Here is a 21213-nt window from a genome sequence, read left to right as displayed (position 1 = left end):
ATCCTTGTACATTATTTTAACAACATCAAAACATGGCTCGTAAATTTTCTAATGAAGCAAAGCTTGGACTTCTAGCAATTGTAACATTAACCGTTTTAATCTGGGGGTATAGGTTTCTAAAGGGAAAAAACTTACTCGATAATTCTAACACTTATTATATTACATATAGTGATGTAGGCGGATTGAATACGTCTGCTCCAGTTTTTATCAATGGTTTTCAAGTGGGTTCAGTTACCGCCGTAAAATTAAAACCTGATGATGTTGAAAAGATAAATGTTACCATAGAAGTAGATGGTGAAATCGAACTTCCTAAAACAACGACTGCAGTTCTAGCGTCCTCAAGTATTATGGGTGGAAAATCTATTTTACTGGAATATGGAAATGCTGATATGCAGAATGGTATATTGGAAAACAAATCCTATATAGATGGTACCACCCAAGGATTACTGGGTTCTATGGTCGATGTGAACGAGGTAGATGTATATTTTGATAAATTGAAAAACGGATTTTCTGGATTAATAGATACCATTACTCAGAGCTCCCCGAATGCTGAAGAAAGCATCATGCAAAGCATTGAGGAGTTTCAGACGACGATAAAAAACTTATCGGGAATAAGCAATAAGATCAATATCATGCTTGCGAAATCAGCGAGTAATTTTGATGAGACTTTGTCTAATGTAGCGTCTCTCTCTGAAACACTTAAGAACTCTAATGCAAAAATTGCAGGTATAATTGACAATCTGGATGTAGTCACGACAGATCTAAAGAATGCTGAAATCAGCAAGACAGTAGGAGCCGCTGAAGGTGCCATAACAGAGGTGAAAACGAGCTTAACGACGATACAAGGCACTGTTAAAAGTGCAGAAGAAGCAATCGCCAATATAAATCAATTGATCTCAAAAGTGGAGAACGGAGATGGATCTCTTAGCGCATTGATCAATGATAAAGCACTTTACAACAACTTAGAAAGCACCAGTCAGAATTTAGATTTGCTGCTTCAAGATTTCAGACTCAACCCGAAACGATATGTGAATGTGTCTGTTTTTGGAAAAAAGGATAAAGAGTATGTTGTACCGGAAGATGATCCAGCAGAAAAGATAAAGGATTCAAAAAATTAAAAAGTAACAGTAAAAAGTCCTGCTAAACATTAATTGCCGTAGATTTAACAAACTTATAAATACTTAATAGGTATCTATTTTTAATTCAAATGGCATTTAATTTTTTCTATTTCTTTTTAAAAACCTAACATCATTATCTAAAAACATATTATCAATTGGTGTTTTCCAGACGATGCCAATCGTTGCTACTGACACAAAACTAATTCAAAGCTTCACTTAACTAACTTAACATTTCATAAAGAGGAATATAACTACAATTTGAGTTAAAACCTCCAAAATGGAAAAGTTAGATGTACAAAAGAGTGAGTTTAACCGCTCAAGTGCTGACCATCAAACAAACAGTCAACCAGAGGTTGCAACTGAAATGCGAACTCCACCACCTTTACAATTTAAGATTGAGGAAAGTGAGCAAAATGAACTTTCTTCATCTGAACCTGACCAACTTATTGCAAATGGAGCAGAAGATAACCCTACCGAGAATGCAGAAAATCCTGAAGATAATTTTCCAAATGATGCACGAGGAAGTGATATTATAGGCCAAATGGAATCATCTTTCGGGCAAGATTTTTCTAATGTCAATTTCATCCAAAACTCTCAATCAGCTTTATCCATTGGGGCAAGGGCTTTTGCACGAGGTGAAGAAATACATTTTGCTCCTGGAGAATTTAATCCATCAACTTCTCGGGGTCGCCAATTAATAGGTCATGAACTAACCCACGTAATTCAACAAAGGCAAGGACGAGTAAGTCCAACAAGGCAACTAAAAGGATTCCAACTAAATGATAATTCAACATTAGAACAGGAAGCAGATGATTTGGGTGAAAAAGCTTCCAGAGGCCAGAAGTTAAACATAGAGCCATTTCAATTGAAATCACGTGGGACGGTTATTCAAGGCGATCTATTAGGTATGATAACTGGCGAATCACAAGAAGAATATAATGAAAGAAGGCAAAGATCATTACATGAAAATCAAGAAACCACATCAGAAAATCTTGCATTAAGGCAAGAGCAACCAGATCAATGGTTAGTAGCATTTGATATAGCTGGCGAGCAACATATTATTAGAGAGTATAACAGTAGTCATGAGATCGTTACTGATTCTACTTATGTAAATAATAGAAATTTTTATCGGGTCGGTGATGTTATTTTATCCTCCTCCTTCACTCCAGCATGGCTTCGTAGAATTTTTCCAGGAATTGATGAACTGATAGGTGAAGAACAAGAAACAACTTACTGGGATGTATTAGGAGCTTATCTTGATTCTCACTATGGAGAGAGAAAAATAGGCTGGAAAATAAGCGCAATTAATACCTCAAATAACGAATCAGGCGAAGGTACTGTAAGTTTACAAGCTGTTTTATTTATATCAGAAAATGAAGCAGTTTCCATTCCTGGAAGAAATGGCACACGATCTAGGAATAGGGATTCGCTCCACAATGACTTCAGTACTAATGCTAGTTTTGCATTCCTGACAAATGCCATGGATGTAATTGCAGTAGTTACTGATTTCTGTGTAGGTTTAATTTCAGGAAGTATTGGCCTAAATGTTATTCGACGAAGTTTAGGCGCAGCAGGACTACGATTGCTCCCAAATGTTCTCAGAGGACCAATATTAAGAATTGTAAGGTTCTTAGGTGGAAGTATAGCTGCAACTTCTGCACGAGTAGCGAACAAGGTCATTAGAGATATAGGAGCACAAGAGGAAAATAATCAGATCAGAGAAAGAGCTGGCGTAGATCAACAAGAAATGCATTATGAAGACATTATTACTGATGTTTTAATAAGTGAGCTTACTTCAGTTATTTCTGGAAGGTTTACTAATTTCTTAAATGAAAGAATTTCATCCGGCTTATCTGAAGCATTACCTGCCTACTTGCATCAATCATTAGGAACTAAAGTTAAAACATTTATTGCTCAACAAATTGCTAGTGGATTAGGACGAGGGTTGCATTTAGGATCAGCAATTACAGCTGCAAGAAGAAGAGCAAGTCGGGGCGAAAATTATAATCAAGCGCTAGAAGCTGAAGTAACTAGTAAATTAGCTCCGGTCTTAAGTAATCCTTCTAATACGGCGAGTTCTATATTAGGAAATTTTGTTACAACAATTACAGCTAGCGAATAAGTTAGACGCTAAACAAGTATCATCACCCCTATTATGTAGCACCTAATCATATTATCTCTCTGACTTTAAAGATAGCAAGAGCTAAACTATTCATTTCATAAAAGTACGATCAACTATAACAAGTAGCGCCGTAGGTGCGATACCCTATCTATAACTTTGCACCCCATAAGGTTCCCAAAAAAACCCGTTGGATCATTAGACACTTATTTAAATGCTTTTCGACCACTTAGCACATAGTTTAAAAATTCTTAGGTATCGCCGCTTCTACAGAGCTGTTATTACATAGGGTATCGCCCACTAGAACTATAGGCTCAGTATCTTTCATGAATATTTAATCTATACCAGTTAATAAATTACTTTAAGCAGAGCATGTAAGCAAAGATAATTCTCCTCTGGGACTAAGATAGCGCCGTAGGTGCCAAACCTTTGTAACTTAGGCTAACAACGAAAGCAAGCGCCGTAGGTGTGACACCTTATTTTTTTTTGAATCACATCCTTATCTTTTAGAACAAAAAATCCCCGCTGGAAGTAACTCCAACAGGGATAAGTTCATGGGAGGAAGGTCAATTTTGATTATCCGTCAAAAATTGAGAAATAAATCTTTACAACTTCAAGAACTTACTTGAAAATAGACTTCCATTGTTTCTTCCTTTAATAATATAAAAACCACGATCTAGATCGGATATATCTAATTGAGTTTCGGAACTCATCTTCACTTTCTGCCCTTGGACATTAAAAACATTGACCTGAAAATCTGACGCTGCATCTAATTTCACATTAATTAAGTTAATCGCTGGATTAGGAGTTATTCTAACATTTTCTAACACTACAACATCCTTATTTCCTGATGTAATTTCATTTTCAACTTCTCCATTAATAACTATATTTTCTCGATCTTCTGTAACAAAAAGAGACACTTCATTGTCGTCTAATCTAATAAAATCAGCACTAACTCCATTTTCTGAGGACTTAAATTTAATGTTAAATAAGACCTCATCTTGATCAACGTTTTCCACCTTATTATCTAAATGATAAACAATACGTAAATTTCTGTCTTCATCAACAAACCATAAATAGCCTTCTTCCGTGTTAGGGAAAGTTACATCAAGAATAGAAATAGTTTCCGGTATCTTATAAATAAATTGTGCGCCTATAAAATCAATATCCTCAGAAGATCTGATATCGATCGCATATTCCTCTCCTGCATTGACCAAGATATCAGAGAAAACTACGGATTGCTTCTCTAGTTCATCAAGATTATAATCCAGAATACTAGAGTCATCTATATCACCATATTTGTAACCTACGAAATTTCCTTTCACATTGCTAAAATTAGGATCTGAAGCAAAATCCCAACCTGTTTTTTCTGGAGTGCCATTTCCCGTAATGTATTTCTGTAAAACGACCACATCGAGCGTAGAAATATTTTCATCTGGTGTGATGTTAGCAGCCAATTGCTGAAATTTATTCAAGACAACTTTTGCTAGTATATGATCATACAGTAGAACTAAGTCATTGACATCCAAACCTTGTCTTGGATTGTCTTCATAAGCTAATTCTATTCCAGTATCTTCAGACACAACGGCAACTCCGCTATTATTTGTCTTATAGACATCATTAACCGAAACATTTGGCATTGGTCTTCCTGTTGTTGTAGAAACCATCACTAAATCCTCCTCATTATCCGGAATCCCAACACTAATACTCTGGAAATAATCGGCACTAAAGCCTGAACTTTTTCTAGAGCTCACAGTCCATTTTCTTGAAACGATACTATAATTTTCATTGCCCTCTATGAATTGATCTTCATAGGTTAAGTTATACTCATCTTCATTATTAGTAAAGATCGGTCGAGTATTCTCCACACTTACATTGGATATATATTTTAACTGATTAGGATGGATTCTAGCATCTATACTTGCTATATCACTTGGCCATTCTATGTCATCATCTAACGAGTGCCCTGATCCACAATCCCCTACTTGACTGCTATTAGAATTTGTGTCACAAATATTCCAAATTAAGTCAGCATCAACTGCGTCAAATAAAATTTCTTGTGTATACGAAGCAACATAGATCGTTCTGAATTCTATAATCGTCCATTCTCTGACCACTTTCACCTTATCCTCTATGTAGAAAACTTGATCGGTGTACGTAATGCCTACAGAATGACAATCAACTTCTACTACTGTAGGTTCTGAATTAAAGATAAATATCCCATAATTTGCAACTAAATTTTCAGGAGAAGTTCCATCAAATCCAGGATAAGGAGATGAAATATCCAAATCACACGGCCATTCCACATAATCCTCTGTAGTATGTCCAGAATTACAATCACCTAGGGTTGTTTCATTACACTTTGTATCACAGATATAAAATGACTCACATTCATTTCCACTTACATTAATATTCGTAGTGCATGAAGTTCCATCAGCAGGTCTAGTTAAAATAGCTGTAACTGTTTTACCTATTTGGCTTTGATCTATGATATTCCCAGACAAAACCACACCTTGGTCATCGAATAATTCTAACTCCTTTTTCGAACAACTTCCGTCTGATTGAAAAATCAAATCAACAGGAACATAAAATTCATTATCTACTACTAGATCTATATCTGCGTTACATGTCAATTCAGAACTTAAGTCTCCCTTAACAAGCAATGTAGTATACGCTTCATTTATATTCCCAGATTCATCTTCTACATTTAAGGTTACATCTATAATACTCCCGATATCTTCACAAAATATTTCTGAAGGAGTTACACTCAATGTTACATCACCACATTGATCATAAGAGCCGTCATCGATTACTTGAGGATTAAGAACAATACTAGAAAATCCAGCAGGAAAAACCAATTCAACATTTAAGTCTGCCACAGCTACTGGTGGCACGTCATCGATTACATTCACTACGGTTGTACAAAATTCTGTCGTTCCATTCACATCAATGGAAGCCTTCACGGTGACTGGAATATCCACATCTGCACAGCTAAAAGAAGATTGATCCAAGACAACACCGCTTGGGATCACTCCAGTAATCATATCACTAGGATTTAAAGTTGCTTGTCCTACTATGTTTAGCGGCAGGTCCAAGGTGGCTTTACATGTAATTTGGGCCTCTAGGCCAATGTTACAAAAACTAATCAGCAGCATAGCCATGATCGATTGATAAAACTTTTTCATATTTTTAAATTTAGTTTTAGTTCCCATTCAGGTAATACCGCGTACCAAGTTGTATACCTGTCTGGGAATTTTTGATTTGATAATTTTCAATTTGTGTATTAATGGGACTTAGATTCCATTTATAATTTGCACTTAGAACAAGTTCTACATTTCTTAAGCCATAGCATAATTCTGCACCGACTACAGGCTTTAGCCCAGCATTCATTTTGTAATTCTGCTCTTCGTCACTCTCAAACTTATAGAAACCTGAACTTTCATGGTCATACCCATAGCCTTTGGTAGTTGTATATAGGTTATAGGCTATTCCTCCTGCTACCCCAACTTTCCATCGGCTCGATAAAAGAAAGTCCTTCTGAAGCTGAACTTGGAAATCAAAACTGTGCTGAGTTCTATGCCAATTTATATCCCGTTTCCAAATCGATACTTCCTCTACTACTCCTTGAACTGCTTTAGACACACCCAAGGCATCAATATTAATTTGTGAAATACCTGGTTGACTTCCAATTTCTCTTACTTCACCTTGATCAATGTATCTCGTATTCAACTGGTTATATACGAGACCTCCAGAGATCGTCCATCGTTTCTCAAGATGATAATTAACCTTCACACTTGAAGCAATTCCGTATAGTCCAGTCTCTCTATCTTCTATTCCTGTAACCTTACTATTCGATTTCAAGCCACCACCTAGTAAGATAACGCTCCACTTTTGATCTACGCAACACAATGTTGGTGTCAAATGAGCATCTAATTCTAATTGTAAATTAGGTTCTCGATCTTCAAGTGATTCGGATAAGTTAATGTCTATTTTCTCTAGTGTTACAAAATCAAGCTGATTTCTAGTGGTCCATTCTGAAAGATCAGATTCGGTTTTGATTAAAGCATTCTCATTTTGGTTTATTGAAGACGATGCAGGGTTTATATTTTGAAATTCAGTACTTACAGACGTATTAATATTATTTTCTATTTCTGAAACGCTTTGATTAATTGTAGGTAATTCTGTGTTGCGGCGACCTTGCGTACTACTTGATGTATAACTCGTAACTTCCTGATAATCTAAATCTTTATCATTTTCCACTTCACCAATGGTCTGAGCATAAATTTCAGTTATTTGATCAACTTTTGTTTCTATTCCTTTGGTATTTCTATCTATTCGAGCATCGCTTAGACCTTTTTCCGCTATGAAGATGTCTTCATTATCATGCTGGTCAGCCACTAGATTTGTCCAATAAAAGCCACCATAAGCAAGTGGAATGACTAGCAAAAGTAACCACAAAAATCCACGACGTTTTCGCTCTTGTTTTGGCAATGTATCAGCCATACCAGACCATAATGCATCTTTATCTAGATCAAATTTTTGGCCTTTCAGAATCTCACTTATTTTTCTTTCTTTCTTATCCATAGTTCTGATTTAAATAATGGCTTTTTTATAAATAGAATTACGAATTCTTTTGACTTGGGTATTTTTAATACTTTCAGATTGATCCGGCTCTTTGAAAGCATCTTTTAAAAGCTTCAATGCTCTAGAAAGTAAAGACCTAGAACTACTTTCCGTTATCTCTAAAAAAGCGGCAATCTCTTTGTGATTATAACCTTCTACAAGATAAAGATTGACAACCATTCGATATCGCTGAGGTAATTTATCCAAAAACATATTTACATTTTCTTCCTCTATGATCAGGTCTTCTACATTGCTATCCAGACATTCATCTATATGATCTATTGCTGAGACTTTCCATTTTCCTTCTTTTCTAAGCATTTCTTTACATTTATTAATGGTGACCATTTTAATCCAAGATTCCCACTTTCCTTCCTCTTTATATTTGTCAAGGTTCCAAAAGATCTGAATCCAGCTTTCTTGTAGACAATCCTTCGCAAATGACTGATCCTGAACATATCTACAGCAAATGTTAAACAGATCGTCGCTGTACATCTCTACCATCTGCCGCTGAGCTTTAGGTCTACCCTTCTTACATCTACTAATCAATGATGATACTTTCAAAAAATCGCTTAGTTTATCTTTTGCTTAAAATATATCCTTCTACATTGAAATTTCCTGCTTGCGCCGGAGCAATCGTCTGCATCCATATGGTTCCTTCGAAATAAATCCGGTTCCATTCGTCACCGTCTTCTTTATAGTAAGTAATCTCACAAACTTCAATTCCACAACCATCTGGAGCATTCTCACAGGAAACGGAATATCCAGCATCCCCGAATGACTCATCTTTTATACTTATGTTTATCTTATCTGATGATAGACTCCCTTTCGAATCAGTCTCTAGGATTAAATTTATTCTATTCATTTCATCCTTTAGTGCAGTTCTATCACCAATCATTTCAGAGTTAAAAGCTGGAAAGAGTTTCTGATCATCCCGAATTTTCATGAATGTAAATCCATCTTCATTCCCAGCACAAGCGCTCAAATAATGAATTCCACCTTTATCTGTAGACCAGTCCAACTCAGGTCCATTACCACTGGAAACCTTAAAATTTTCATGTGCAACTGGAAATAATGATACTTTCTCACTGTCTAAATAAAAGGATTCTCCCTTTCCATTATCATAGACTAGATTTATTGATTTTACTGATGAGAAAGTACCATCACAGTTTATCACTTCGAAATCACTCTTTAAGAAATTGTTAGCAACAACGCTTTCTGGAATTTCGATTTGGATAAAGTCATTGAGGTTATTTAATTCATCTTCAAGGATTACTTCTGATTCTTGGTTAAGAAGATTCATTTCAATGCTTTCTGTGTTTGGGATAAAACATTCAAAATTCCCTTTCGAAGTAGTAAAAATGTTCGTCTGGAAATCTCCAGTTACAAATTTCAGCTGTTGTCTAGCGACATTTACTTGCTCTGCTCCTACATGTCCTTTCACCATAGAAGCTGCAACACTTCTACCTATAACATACCATCCTGTTTTTACAATTTTTTCAGTGTTCAGATTCTGGGCAAAATCAGAAACCCATTCCCAATTATTCTGATCTCTGTTAAAGTAGAATAAGGATAGATCTGAGTCACCATCATATCGAACAATAATTTCACCCTTCGTCAATATTAATTCACTTCCACTATTTTCTACTCCTATATAAAAAGAGGCTCTAGAATCAACGACTTCTGATGCACCTGACTTTCCATATGCAAAACTGACCAACTGATTCAGATATGGTTTTTCTTCTGAAAAATTATACACCATTTCTAACCCATCTGTTACTACTCCAGCCTGAGCATTAGAGAATTCAGTGTCTATAAAATCAAGGCTGATGTCGGAAGCCAAATTCAGATTTTGATTAAAATCAGATCGGCTAAATGGATCTGTACCAATTAGTTGAGTATAGTTGATTTCGTTTTCCACAAAAGGAATCTGCGCTGCTCCTGTTCTCACATTATCTTCGAAGAACTCGATAAGCTGACCTTTTTTCTCAACATTCTTAAGCTCAGTATATGGAATTTGTTCAGCTTCGATTTCGAAATTGACATCATTTATACTTAGAGAGAAAGCGGCATTACTTGATGTAATATTACTTTTATAACTTCCGACTAAAGTTGTGTTAACAACAATTCGAGGACCTCTTTCGGTAGAGATGACTTCTGAATAATCTGTGTCTTTATAACATCCAGAGATGATAAAAAGGGCTAAGAAAAATAAGCTATATTTTCGCATGGTTAATTTTGTCTTCTACTAGTATAAGACTATTCTCTCCACAAACGCTGCACAAAATTTAAATATTTAAATAATATTTACTTCCGGGCTTAAAGTTATACCAAATTTTTCAGCGACATCACTTATGATTTGTTGAGCTAATGCCCATATCTCTGGCCCTGAGGCTGTCCCGTGATTAACCAAAACTAAAGCTTGATTTTTGTACACACCAGCATCTCCTACTCGCTTTCCTTTCCATCCTGCTTGCTCTATTAACCAACCAGCCGGGATTTTCATATAACCTTCCTTCATAACATAAGCTGGCATATCTGGAAATTCTTGCTTTAATTGATCATGAAAAACTTGCTTTACAATTGGATTTTTAAAAAATGACCCCGAGTTACCAAGCACCTTCGGATCAGGTAACTTGCTTTGTCTGATTTCAATAACCGCATCGCTAACTTGCTTAATAGTAGGTTTCTTTTCGAATCTTGCTGCTAAAGGTGCATAGGATATATTAATTTGATGATTTTTCTTGGTGAGTCGATAAGTTACATGTGTAATGAAAAATTGACCTTTATATTTTTTCTTAAATACAGAATCTCTGTATCCGAAAGCACAATCATCCTTGTGAAAAGTAAATTGCTTTCCATCAGATAATCTTACCGCATTCAAACTGTGAAATACTTGGTCTAATTCAACACCGTATGCACCGATGTTTTGAATAGGAGACGCGCCTACAGTTCCAGGAATTAGTGAGAGATTTTCCAAGCCGCCGTATCCATTCTCCACTGCCCATAAAACTAATTCATGCCAGTTCTCACCTCCTCCTACTGTTAGGTGAATCATCTCATCATCTTCTTGAGTAATTTCACGACCACTGATTTCATTCTTTAGAAAAGTAATATCTTGATCTTTGGAAATTAAAAGATTTGAACCACCGCCAAGAATAAAAAAAGGCGCTTTTTCAGCAGACAATATAGATTTCAGTTCCTCTACAGAATGAACTTTATATAAGGTCTCGCACTTAGCATTGATCATAAAAGTATTGTAAGCGCTTAAGCTTATATGCTCATATCTATTCATATTACAAAAATATGAAATATAAATGGAAATCCTTTAAACTAATAGTGATCAACTGTTTAATTATCGAATCGTTCTAACTTACGTTTCAATTTCTTAAAACCAACAAAATTGACATTATAACTTAAACCAAAATTCAAGGTAGATGCCTTAGATTGAGTGTCCCATCCGTACCTTCCGAATAATTCTACATAAAAACCACCTATTCCGTATCCGTAAGAAAGTTCGCCTACCATAACAGGATACAAATCCCGAATAACATCTTGTTCTATTGCACTTAAGTTAACTCCATATAACTCAGTTCTAGCGATTTGGTATCCGCCACCTATTGACCAACCTGAAGTTAATTCGGAATTAAAACCACTATTTCCTTTAAAATTCAACTTAGCCATTAATGGAAAAGCGATCGATCCCATCCCCTTGTAATCGACTACTGAAAGTGAAGTTGCTCCCCAATTCGCATATGTTTCAACAGAAACTGAAAAGCTTTCTCCACCAACCCATAGTTTTGGACCAAATTGAAGGTTTAAGATGGCATTTCCAGAAGATCCGCCATCTGGATTCGTATATCTTTGATAAATATCATTTCCAGCAACGATGCCAAATCCGAATTGTGCATTCGATTGAATAACAACACTTAATAAAATACATAGTAAAAGTAAATATTTCTTCATTTTCTTATGGGTTTGTATATATAACCTATTGACGAATGAAAAATGAAAAAGTTGCATTATGCCGTCTGAAATTGCAATTTTGCCAAGTTAGAATACGCACCATTTTCTATATTGGATAATTCAGTATGTGTTCCTTGTTCTACAATAACTCCATTTTCTAATACATAAATCTGATCTACATCTACTATCGTAGAAAGCCTATGAGCTATAATGATAGAGGTTCTTCCTTTCATCAATTTATTCAGTGCATCTTGTACCAACTTTTCAGATTCAGAATCCAAAGAGGACGTCGCCTCATCCAGAATCAATATTTCCGGATCATTTAAGATGGCTCTTGCAATAGCGATACGTTGTTTCTGTCCTCCAGACAATTTTATACCTCGTTCTCCAATCATCGTTTCGAAACCATCCGGGAACCTAGAAATAAATTCATAAGCATTCGCCTGTTCGGCAGCATGTTGGATCTCTTCATCTGTAGCATTTGGCTTACCATAAGCAATGTTTTGCTTAATGCTTCCACCGAAAAGCAATACTTCTTGAGGTACAATTGATATGAGAGAACGGAATGCTGTCAGGTCATATTCGGTTATATTCTTCTCATCTAGCGTAATCGAACCAGCGCCTATGTCATATAACCTCATCAATAACTGAACGATGGTAGATTTCCCAGAACCACTCTGCCCTACTAGTGCAATTTTTTCGCCTGGATTCACTTCCAGATTAATACCTTTTAATACAGGTAAATCAGCTCTAGATGGATAAGAAAACTCTACATCATTAAATTTAATTCGACCACTAACGTCAAGTGTATCTTCTTTAAAGTTATCTATGTCAATTTCTCCAGGAGTATTTAAGATTTCTCTTAATCGCTCTGTCCCTCCTAATGTAGAGAGAATCTGAGTATAAAATGTCCCAAGACTTCCGAGTGATCCTCCAATAAAAGCCATAAAGGTGATAAATGAAACCAAGTCCCCGACGGTCATGGTTCCTTCTAGAACTAGTTTCGATCCATACCACACAATAAAGAAAATTCCACCAAATAAAACAACGATGATAAAGCTGGAAAATAATGCTCTCACACTTGCTAGGTTAAGTGAAATTTTCACCAAGTTAGCGATCTTATCTACATATCTATTGAATTCGAATATCTCATTAGTGAAGGTCTTCACTGTTCTAATTCCTTGTAATGACTCTTCTACTACAACATTCGTATCCGCTAATTCTTCTTGTCTCTTCTTAGAAAGCTTTCTTACAAATCGACCAAAAAATACTGCTCCGACAACAATGAATGGAAACGAAGCTAACATGACTAAGGACAATTGTGGCGCAGCATATACGACATACGCAATACCTACAACCAAAATTAAAATCTGTCTTAGAAACTCAGCCAATGTGACAGAAAAAAGCTGCTGAAGTTGATCTACATCCGATGAAATCCTACTCATCAACTCTCCCACTCTATTTTCTTCGAAGAAGAATACTGGAAGCGAAATTAGTTTCTGATATAAATTTTTCCTCACATCTGCCATTCCTCTTTCACTCACTTGTGCAAAAAATATTACTCTGAAGTAGGAAACGATCCCTTGTATGACTAATATGATAAGTAATATATATCCTGATTTTTCAAGCGTCAGACCGTACTTGCCTTCATTATTTGCGATATCGATCAATTGTCCCGCTAACCATGGAAATACCATTACCAGCAAACTCGAAATAAATAGGAGAATCAGACCTCCAATAAAATACCACCTATAAGGTTTCACAAACTTAAACATCTTCCAAGCCTCTCTTAATTGCTCCTTGTTTAACTTTTTAGATTTTTCTTCTGTCTCTTTCATACTTTATTTCTTAAGACAAACTTACAAATATTCAAAATGGTGTTCAGCACTTTGCTAATTTTATAAGATTATATAAATTTGTCTTTATTCATTTTAAAATTTTAACACTAATGAAATCATTATTAACCCTAATATGTTTAAGTTTTCTAATTATTTCATGTGGTAAGAAACAAATCACAGTTCCTGGTGGAAAAGATCTTACCGGATACGAAATTAATGATATAGATGGTAGCACGTCTTCTTATGTCATTAAAAAAGACGAAAATGGTAATATTATAGAGGAAGGTATGATTACCGACGGTATTCAAAATGGAACCTGGATAACTTATTTCCCTGAAGAATCGAATAAAATGAAAACGGTGATTAACTATGTGAATGGCGCGATGAATGGCCCTTATCTAGAATTTAATGATAGAGGACAAATAGAAAAGAAGCAATCCTTTACCAATAATAAGATTCACGGTCTATATGCAGAGTATAAATTTGGTCGTCCATTAAAAGAATATATGTATCATGATGGTATGCTCGATGGCTACTCCAGAGAATATAGTGACAGAGGAAATCTTAGAAAGGAGGCTTTGTATAAAAAGGGCAAATTAGATGGTTTATTCAAGCAATTTGATGAAGAAGGAAATGTCGTTTTAGAATATGAATACAATAATGGTGAAAAAGTAAGTGGAGGAATTGTCTCCAAAAACGAATAAATAATCAATAAGAACATATAAAATTATTTTTAATATGTATATTTAGCCTTCTAAATATACGAATTTGAAGCCCAATCTTTTTAATCTTCCTAAGGAAGAGCAGTATTTACGTGACTTTCTGGATAAGGATAAAAGTATTGCTTTTATATCAAGCAATAATCCTAGAAAGAAACAGTCCTTTATGAAAGCGTTCTTGTGTGAAAAGCTACAAGACGGTAAAACGTTTGTTATTAGGACCAATAAAACGAATGTCGTGGCTCAGTTACTGGAAGAAATAGGTGTTTCGAACTTAGCACTTTCTCTAAAAAAAGACACTCATATCTATCGCAATTCGATTACGAGCCAGGTAAATGAGGACAAAGATTATCAGATAGAAGCCATTAAAGCTAAAATCAGTTATGATAAAAGTCTTGAAAAGTTAAATGAAATTAAAAACATTTATAATGCTCCTGTCTTCGGAGATCATCCAAGACAAAAGCTAAGCGAGTTATTGTTTCTATCGAAAAAGAGGAAAAACGAATACAGACTTAACCTAGATGTTTCTTCTAGTAACTATGATTTTAACCAGAATGAATTCTGGAAAATTAGAAGCAAAATTGAAAAGGCAGCTAAATTTTATAGGGCTCAATTTAGTTTTCTAAGAACGGGCGATGAATTCAAAGCTGACATTTACAAAGACTACCATTTGGCTCAGAACAAACTATCCGTTCTGAATACGCTTGATGGTTTTATATCAGCAACCAAGCAGCTTACCAACAAATATAGAAACTTGTTCCAGACCATTAGAGCTGACATGGTTTCGAAATTAAATGATCAGGTTAAACTCATTCGAAAATTAAGTGAAGAGTTAGAGACACAGCTAGAGTTTTATAAAATTGAATCAGAACTTGCTACTAGAAAAAGAACTTTTGGAAAAAGTAAAGATCCGATAGAAAAACAGAAAATAGCTTTACGTACACATTATAGTATGCTATTAGAAGCTCTGCAAGAAATACAGTTGTTCAAAATCAATTTTCCTGAAAATGGATGGATTCCAGATACAGAAAAATTGGAGGCATTTTGTCATACGTTAAATGAACAGTTAAAAAGTGCGCACCAAAGCATCCAGAACAAAGTTGATGAGCAGCTTGAAATTCTGAACGCTAATAACTATAATGCTCCTGAATTATCTATTCTTTCTAGAGATCAAATAGACCTAATAGGTGCAATAAATAAGAGTGAATTGTTCAAATCTGAAATTCATAATTTAAGCATTAGCGCTTGGAAGAATTATGGATTTCTAAGAAAACTAGATAAGACTTTAACGAAGCGAAGACTATTTTTAGAAGAGAATTCCGATTATGCCGTTTATCGATCATTCGAATTTACGCTAGAATATAAGATAAATGAAATCATAAGTGCTCTAGAAGATATAGAGAATGAAAAATGGGTTGCTAGTTTCGAATCTTGGTACTTCGAAGCCTTATTTGATAAATATTACTTAAGTCAAATTGATGACTTAGATATCAGATTCGATCTGTTTACTCAGCAAAAATTCATCTACGAGAACTTTCTAGGACACCGCATCCAGACCGTATTTAATGGCCTTCGTTATTCATTAAGTGATATCCAGAAGAAAATTGGTAAAGATGGAAGGGACTGGAAGTCACTGATGATTGATCTAAATGATTCATTTAAGTACAGTTTCCCAATAATTGTATGTGATGAAGAATTCTTTTCTTCAGAAATTGCAAATCTGAATTACGATTTCTTAATCTGCATCGATAATGATGATATTCCGCAAAATATTTTTGCCAATTCACATTTTGAGAGTATCCTATGTTTCCACCAAAACAAAATAGATACTCAGATTAAGGAAAGCGCTTACACCTCTAAGAATTATAATGAGAAAGGTCAATTTCAACTAAAATCAAAGGAGATTCCGACAGACATGAAAATAGGTCAGAATCTAAAATTTAGCATAGAACTTTCTAAGTCACTGACCTATACACTTAAGGAATCCAGATATGAAAAGCAATTCTACAGCGCGAAGGATTTCTCTATCATCTCTTGCGTTTCGGATTTCTGTTCGAAACTGATTGAAATTGAGTTTCTAGATATCCGAATTAAGTCATTAAAATACACTCATCTAGAATCTGGAATCGTAGATGACATCATCATGAAAGACGATCGAAACAAGTATCTTATCGTACAAGATTCTTTCTTAGATCCTTCTTTAGATATAGAGTGGCAAATTTCGGTTCTGAGAAAAATCGAACAAGCTGGAATAAAAATCATTAATATCAATACTGCTCAACTTGCACAATCTGCTGATGCTTCGATCATTACGTTAATGGAAATACCTGAATTAAAGCAGATGGCTGTTAGATCTGAAAAAGTGGTCTAAAATGAGCCAAATAGATTTATTAAAATATAGTCAGGAAGTTAAGATCTCTAAGGTAGAAGGCAAAAGCTATATCTATGATGTTATCCGTAAAAAGGATATTGTCCTACAGCCTGAAGAATTGGTTCGTCAGTGTGCCGTTCTTTATCTCATTCATGAATTAGAAATCTCTAAAAACCTAATTAGAGTAGAAAAAGGGATTAAAGTAAATGGTCTATTTCGTCGATGCGACATAATTGTATACGATAGAAATGGGATTCCACTTTTAATCGTAGAGTGCAAAAGGCCAAATCAAGCAGTAAATCAGAAAGTTTTTAATCAAATTGCGATGTACAACATTCCACTGCAAGTCCCTTACCTTATGCTTACTAATGGAAGTACCAATTATTTTTGCTCCATAAATTTTGAGGAATCAAATTATAAGTTTCTAGAAGAGCTTCCTAAGTATGAAAAATTAAATGGAAAGTCTTAAATTTGAAAAAACTATAACATGAACTGGAATCAGGAAGAATTTATCGCTTACTTGTTGATATACGCATCTTATGCAGATGGTGAGTTCTCTCTTGAAGAACGTCAAATGATCCTCAATAAGGTCAACAACGATAGTTTTCATAAAATCATGGCTGAGTATGCCATGGACGATGACGATGCTGTAAAGATGGAAAAGATCAAAGCTTACGAAGGTATATACTACCCTACTTCCGTTCAGAAGCAGGAATTGATGCATTTTGTAAAGCAACTCTTTTATTCTGATAATGTATTTTCAGATGATGAGCAAGATTTGTGGGAGCGTCTGCGCGAGATTATTTAATTTTCTTTAACACTTTTGTTAAAAAACACCTAAGCATTTTCTTTTCTGTTACTTTTTGAAATTAGCCTCGTTCTTCTTAAAAACAAGGAATTATGAAAAATATAACAATTGCATTGGCGCTCTTTTTATCAATAGGAGCATTTTCCTCTTACGCCCAAAGCTCTAATTGGAAAGACGGAAACAACGAAATAAACATTGGAATTAAGCCATTTCATTTCGGACCAACAAGTATTCAATACAAGACAAAATTAAGTCAGAAAAATTGGCTTAGAATGAGCATTACCGATCTTCGTGTTTTAGATGGTGCTTCTGGTTTCAGAATAGGAATCGAAAAACAAAAAAACTTAATCATGCGGTCAAGAATTACTTATGGCTTAGAGCCAGGAATTAACTTTGACTATGATAGAATAGATAATGACTTTTCAAGTTATGATGTCGATTTAGGAATTCCAGTAGGTGTACAGATTCATTTGAGTAAGCGACTTTTACTTGGATTTGAATCAAGACCGAGCATAGGTATCTATGAAAGTTATGTAGAAAATGATAGTCCAGAAAGAGTGACGAATTTTGGTGGAGGACTTGATTTTTTCAACGGAATTAAAACAACACTTGGTTATAGATTTTAAGTAAATAATAAAAAAGGATAGACTTCTACTTGCCAGAAGTCTATTTTTTTTTATCCCATACTTCCTTTTACCAAGCCACCATCCACACTAATCGTCTGACCAGTAATATAGCCTGAAAGTGAGGAAAGTAACCAAGTTGCAAGCGACGCAAACTCTTCAGTCTGCCCCAGTCTTCCTACACTTACTTCCTTCTCAAAAATTGCCCTCGCTTCATCTGCATTGATCCCTAGAAGGTTACTTTTATTAATGTATAATCTTTCCATTGCTGGTGTCGAATGATATCCCGGAGCAAGAATATTACAAGTGATTCCATCTTGTGCAACTTCTTGAGAAAGTGTTTTCATAAAGCCCACAACTGCCATTCTTAGCGAATTACTTAGCACTAAATTTTCTATCGGCTGTTTAACAGAAATGCTTTCGATAAAAAGTATTCGACCATAATGATTCTTTATCATTAGAGGTAGAATCAGTTTGGTCAATTTCACCTTCCATCTCAGCAATAAAGCATATGCATCATCCCAATCACCAAGGTCTGTATGCTGAAATGTTGCTGCTGGGGGACCACTAGCATTGACAACAATCCCGTCTAATTTCCGATCTCCAATCTTGCGAATCAGTTCACTTAGCGTCGCGTCCGTGGTTATATCACCTGCTACTATTTCTATCTTACCTTTATTTAGCTTTTGCAATTCAATAAGACGTTCCTCCCCTCTTGCATTAATAATCACATGAGCATCTTCAGCAACTAAGGACTCGAATATTGCTTTGCCAAATCCACTGGTCGCTCCCGTCACTACAAATAACTTATCCTTAATTCCTAAATCCATATTTAAGCTTTCCTTATCATATTAGGCACATCTTTCACCACAATTTGTATGGTTTTCTGGAGACGCTCCTCAAATAATTGAATTTTACCCTTTTTTAGTTTTTCAACTAAATCCTCCGTATAATGTCGTATGGTAATTAATTCGAGGCCATGATCTACGACCATATTGAAATCTCCTTGGATGTCCTTCTTTAAATTTTGAATTCTGTCTTCTATATTATTAGTACAGACAGAAAAGCTAATCGCTGTATTCCTCATCATATTAACACGGACACGATGTTTATTAAAAGTCTGAAATAATTTGCTGAGATGATCTTCTCCTACGAATGAAAAATCTTTTGTCGAAATATGAATCAAAGCTTGATCAGGTTCTATTACGATCATGGGTGGATAAGTTAACTCTATCTCACCGCTAATTAAGGTTCCTATTCCATTAGGATTCACAAAAGACTTCACCCAAAGCGGAATATTCTTGTTCTGGATCGGCTTGATGGTCTTCGGGTGAATTACCTTCGCACCATAATAGGTCATTTCTATAGCTTCTCTGTATGACAAGCGATCGATCTTTGCAACATTATCAAACAATCTAGGATCTGCAGTCAGAATTCCAGGGACATCTTTCCAGATGGCCATATAATCTGCATCAATACAAAAACTCACGATAGCAGCAGTGAAATCTGAGCCTTCTCTTCCTAGCGTGGTTGTTTTTCCATCTTTCGTAGACCCGATAAAACCTTGCGTGATAAAAATCTGTTCATCTGATTTCTTTTCAAGCTGAGCTTTAACGGCCGACAAGGTATCCTCCCAGTCAACGATTCCTTCTCGGAAGGTATCGTCCGTAATAATCATTTGCCGAGCATCTATAAAATGTGCAGACAATCCAAGATGTTCCAGATACTTATAGACAATCGTAGTTGAGATTAATTCCCCAAATGAAACGACCTGATCATAAGCATAATCATATACTTCTTCCCTTAGATTTGCTAGATTCTCATTTAATTCATCAAATAACTTATTGAGAGCCGGTATTTCCTGCGCAAAGCCAAATAATTCTTTAATGATCTCTTTATGATTATCAACTAGAAGATTAAATCGCTCAGAAAAATCCTTTTCCGAACGTGAAATCTTCAACAAATCTTCTAACGCATTGGTCGTTTTTCCCATTGCGGAAATTACAACTGCAATGTCTTTCTCTTCTGAATTCTTAATGATTTCAGCTACGTTCTTAATATTACTAGCATCTGCTACGGATGCTCCACCAAATTTATATACTATCATACTATCCCCACAAGTTCTCTGGATAAACACCATCCGCAATAAGCGCATTCAATTTCTCAATAACAACGGGTTTATCCTCCTTATAGGTTACTCCGAACCACACAGATTCTGATTTCAAGACTTTAACATCTACAATTTCGTTTTTAATCAATGTATCTAATGCCGTAGGAATGTAGAATTCCGATTTTAATTCTTTACCATGTTCTTGTAAGAATTTAGTGAATAGCTGACCTGCATGCTCAAACAACGAAGGATAAAAAGCAAAGAGGTTCATAGAAACTAATGTTTCAGGAGCTAATTCAATCTTACCATCATTTTCTGGATAGCTAATCGTACCATCTTTTTCAATTCCAATTTTCACACATTCTTTTATATCGATAAGACTGCCTTCATCACTTACGTTACATACACCTCTGTTAACTGTACCATGTTCTGAAAGAGTATTAGATAATAAGTAACTGATTACTGCATATGTATCTTGATTTTCATTTTCCTCGAAGAATTTAGCTGCTATCTTGAAACAATCCTTACCATAGTAATCATCTCCATTGATTACACAAAACGGTTCCTTAATTTCCTCAGCAGCTACAAGAACGGCATGCATTGTTCCCCATGGTTTTTCCCTTTCTGGATGAACATCGATCCCTGATGGAATATTTGTCAATTCTTGAGTAACGTATTCTAATTTAACTTTATCACCAAATTTGCCATCGAAAACTTCCTTAAATTCAGAAAGGAAGTGCGCTCGTACGATAAATACAATTTTATTAAATCCGGCATCAATCGCGTCATATATAGAGTAATCAATAATAGTTTCACCATTTGGCCCGAAAGCATCCATTTGTTTTAGCCCTCCATATCGGCTTCCCATCCCAGCTGCTAGTACTAATAATGTTTTATTCTTCATTTTATTTTTTTTTCTGC

At 35.3% G+C, this 21213-nt stretch carries 17 protein-coding genes; 7 read left to right on the top strand and 10 right to left on the bottom strand.

All coding sequences use genetic code 11. The features are described 5' to 3' along the window. The first annotated feature begins 32 nt into the window (after positions 1-32). Both L2586_RS15000 and L2586_RS14995 read left to right on the top strand, forming a co-directional pair. Positions 33-1118 carry an MlaD family protein gene (locus L2586_RS15000; protein ID WP_235293738.1) on the top strand — a complete coding sequence of 362 codons (1086 nt, stop codon included), beginning with the start codon at positions 33-35 and terminating at the stop codon, positions 1116-1118. A gap of 277 nt (positions 1119-1395) precedes the next feature. Beyond that, complete coding sequence (locus L2586_RS14995; protein ID WP_235293737.1) at positions 1396-3240, top strand: eCIS core domain-containing protein; 1845 nt, start codon at positions 1396-1398, stop codon at positions 3238-3240. Positions 3241-3842: 602 nt separating this feature from the next. On the opposite strand, the gene L2586_RS14990 is transcribed toward L2586_RS14995, so the two are convergent. From L2586_RS14990 to L2586_RS14960, 7 genes are all read right to left on the bottom strand, one after another. Next, the gene (locus L2586_RS14990) at positions 3843-6422 is read right to left on the bottom strand and encodes a T9SS type A sorting domain-containing protein (RefSeq protein ID WP_235293736.1); all 2580 of its coding nucleotides are present in this window, start codon (positions 6420-6422) and stop codon (positions 3843-3845) included. Between the two features lie 16 nt (positions 6423-6438). Then, entirely contained in the window at positions 6439-7821 is a 1383-nt protein-coding gene (locus L2586_RS14985; RefSeq protein ID WP_235293735.1) for an outer membrane beta-barrel protein, read from the bottom strand. A gap of 9 nt (positions 7822-7830) precedes the next feature. Further along, on the bottom strand, positions 7831-8421 hold the full coding sequence (locus L2586_RS14980; protein ID WP_235293734.1) for an RNA polymerase sigma factor: 591 nt from the start codon (positions 8419-8421) through the stop codon (positions 7831-7833). 13 nt (positions 8422-8434) lie between these two features. Further along, positions 8435-10087: a hypothetical protein gene (locus L2586_RS14975; protein WP_235293733.1), complete on the bottom strand. Its 1653-nt coding sequence runs from the start codon at positions 10085-10087 to the stop codon at positions 8435-8437. A 66-nt stretch (positions 10088-10153) separates the two neighbouring features. Beyond that, positions 10154-11152 (bottom strand): UDP-N-acetylmuramate dehydrogenase, encoded by a 999-nt coding sequence (gene murB / locus L2586_RS14970; protein WP_235293732.1) that lies wholly within the window; start codon positions 11150-11152, stop codon positions 10154-10156. Between the two features lie 56 nt (positions 11153-11208). After that, the gene (locus L2586_RS14965) at positions 11209-11823 is read right to left on the bottom strand and encodes a hypothetical protein (protein ID WP_235293731.1); all 615 of its coding nucleotides are present in this window, start codon (positions 11821-11823) and stop codon (positions 11209-11211) included. A gap of 56 nt (positions 11824-11879) precedes the next feature. Further along, positions 11880-13661, bottom strand: a complete 1782-nt coding sequence (locus tag L2586_RS14960; protein WP_235293730.1) for an ABC transporter ATP-binding protein — start codon at positions 13659-13661, stop codon at positions 11880-11882. 110 nt (positions 13662-13771) lie between these two features. On the opposite strand from L2586_RS14960, the gene L2586_RS14955 reads away from it, so the two are divergent. From L2586_RS14955 to L2586_RS14935, 5 genes are all read left to right on the top strand, one after another. Continuing rightward, positions 13772-14365: a toxin-antitoxin system YwqK family antitoxin gene (locus tag L2586_RS14955; protein ID WP_235293729.1), complete on the top strand. Its 594-nt coding sequence runs from the start codon at positions 13772-13774 to the stop codon at positions 14363-14365. A 64-nt stretch (positions 14366-14429) separates the two neighbouring features. Next, the gene (locus tag L2586_RS14950; protein WP_235293728.1) at positions 14430-16751 is read left to right on the top strand and encodes a hypothetical protein; all 2322 of its coding nucleotides are present in this window, start codon (positions 14430-14432) and stop codon (positions 16749-16751) included. Position 16752: 1 nt separating this feature from the next. Next, positions 16753-17220, top strand: a complete 468-nt coding sequence (locus tag L2586_RS14945) for a type I restriction enzyme HsdR N-terminal domain-containing protein (protein WP_235293727.1) — start codon at positions 16753-16755, stop codon at positions 17218-17220. 18 nt (positions 17221-17238) lie between these two features. After that, complete coding sequence (locus tag L2586_RS14940) at positions 17239-17559, top strand: tellurite resistance TerB family protein (protein ID WP_235293726.1); 321 nt, start codon at positions 17239-17241, stop codon at positions 17557-17559. A gap of 92 nt (positions 17560-17651) precedes the next feature. Continuing rightward, a complete protein-coding gene (locus tag L2586_RS14935) occupies positions 17652-18185 on the top strand; it encodes a hypothetical protein (RefSeq protein WP_235293725.1) in 534 nt (177 codons plus the stop codon). A 50-nt stretch (positions 18186-18235) separates the two neighbouring features. On the opposite strand, the gene L2586_RS14930 is transcribed toward L2586_RS14935, so the two are convergent. Genes L2586_RS14930 through L2586_RS14920 form a run of 3 tightly spaced genes read right to left on the bottom strand, consistent with a single transcriptional unit; the run spans position 18236 to position 21196 of the window. Beyond that, complete coding sequence (locus tag L2586_RS14930; protein ID WP_235293724.1) at positions 18236-19012, bottom strand: SDR family oxidoreductase; 777 nt, start codon at positions 19010-19012, stop codon at positions 18236-18238. A gap of 2 nt (positions 19013-19014) precedes the next feature. After that, positions 19015-20289 (bottom strand): aspartate kinase, encoded by a 1275-nt coding sequence (locus tag L2586_RS14925; protein WP_235293723.1) that lies wholly within the window; start codon positions 20287-20289, stop codon positions 19015-19017. Position 20290: 1 nt separating this feature from the next. After that, a complete protein-coding gene (locus L2586_RS14920; RefSeq protein WP_235293722.1) occupies positions 20291-21196 on the bottom strand; it encodes a nucleotidyltransferase family protein in 906 nt (301 codons plus the stop codon). Positions 21197-21213: the final 17 nt, after the last annotated feature.

It is taken from the genome of Portibacter lacus, from assembly GCF_021533215.1.
In the GTDB taxonomy this organism is placed as follows: domain Bacteria; phylum Bacteroidota; class Bacteroidia; order Chitinophagales; family Saprospiraceae; genus Portibacter; species Portibacter lacus.
Note: the sequence above shows the minus strand (reverse complement) of the source record. Positions and strands in the feature narration are given on the sequence as shown.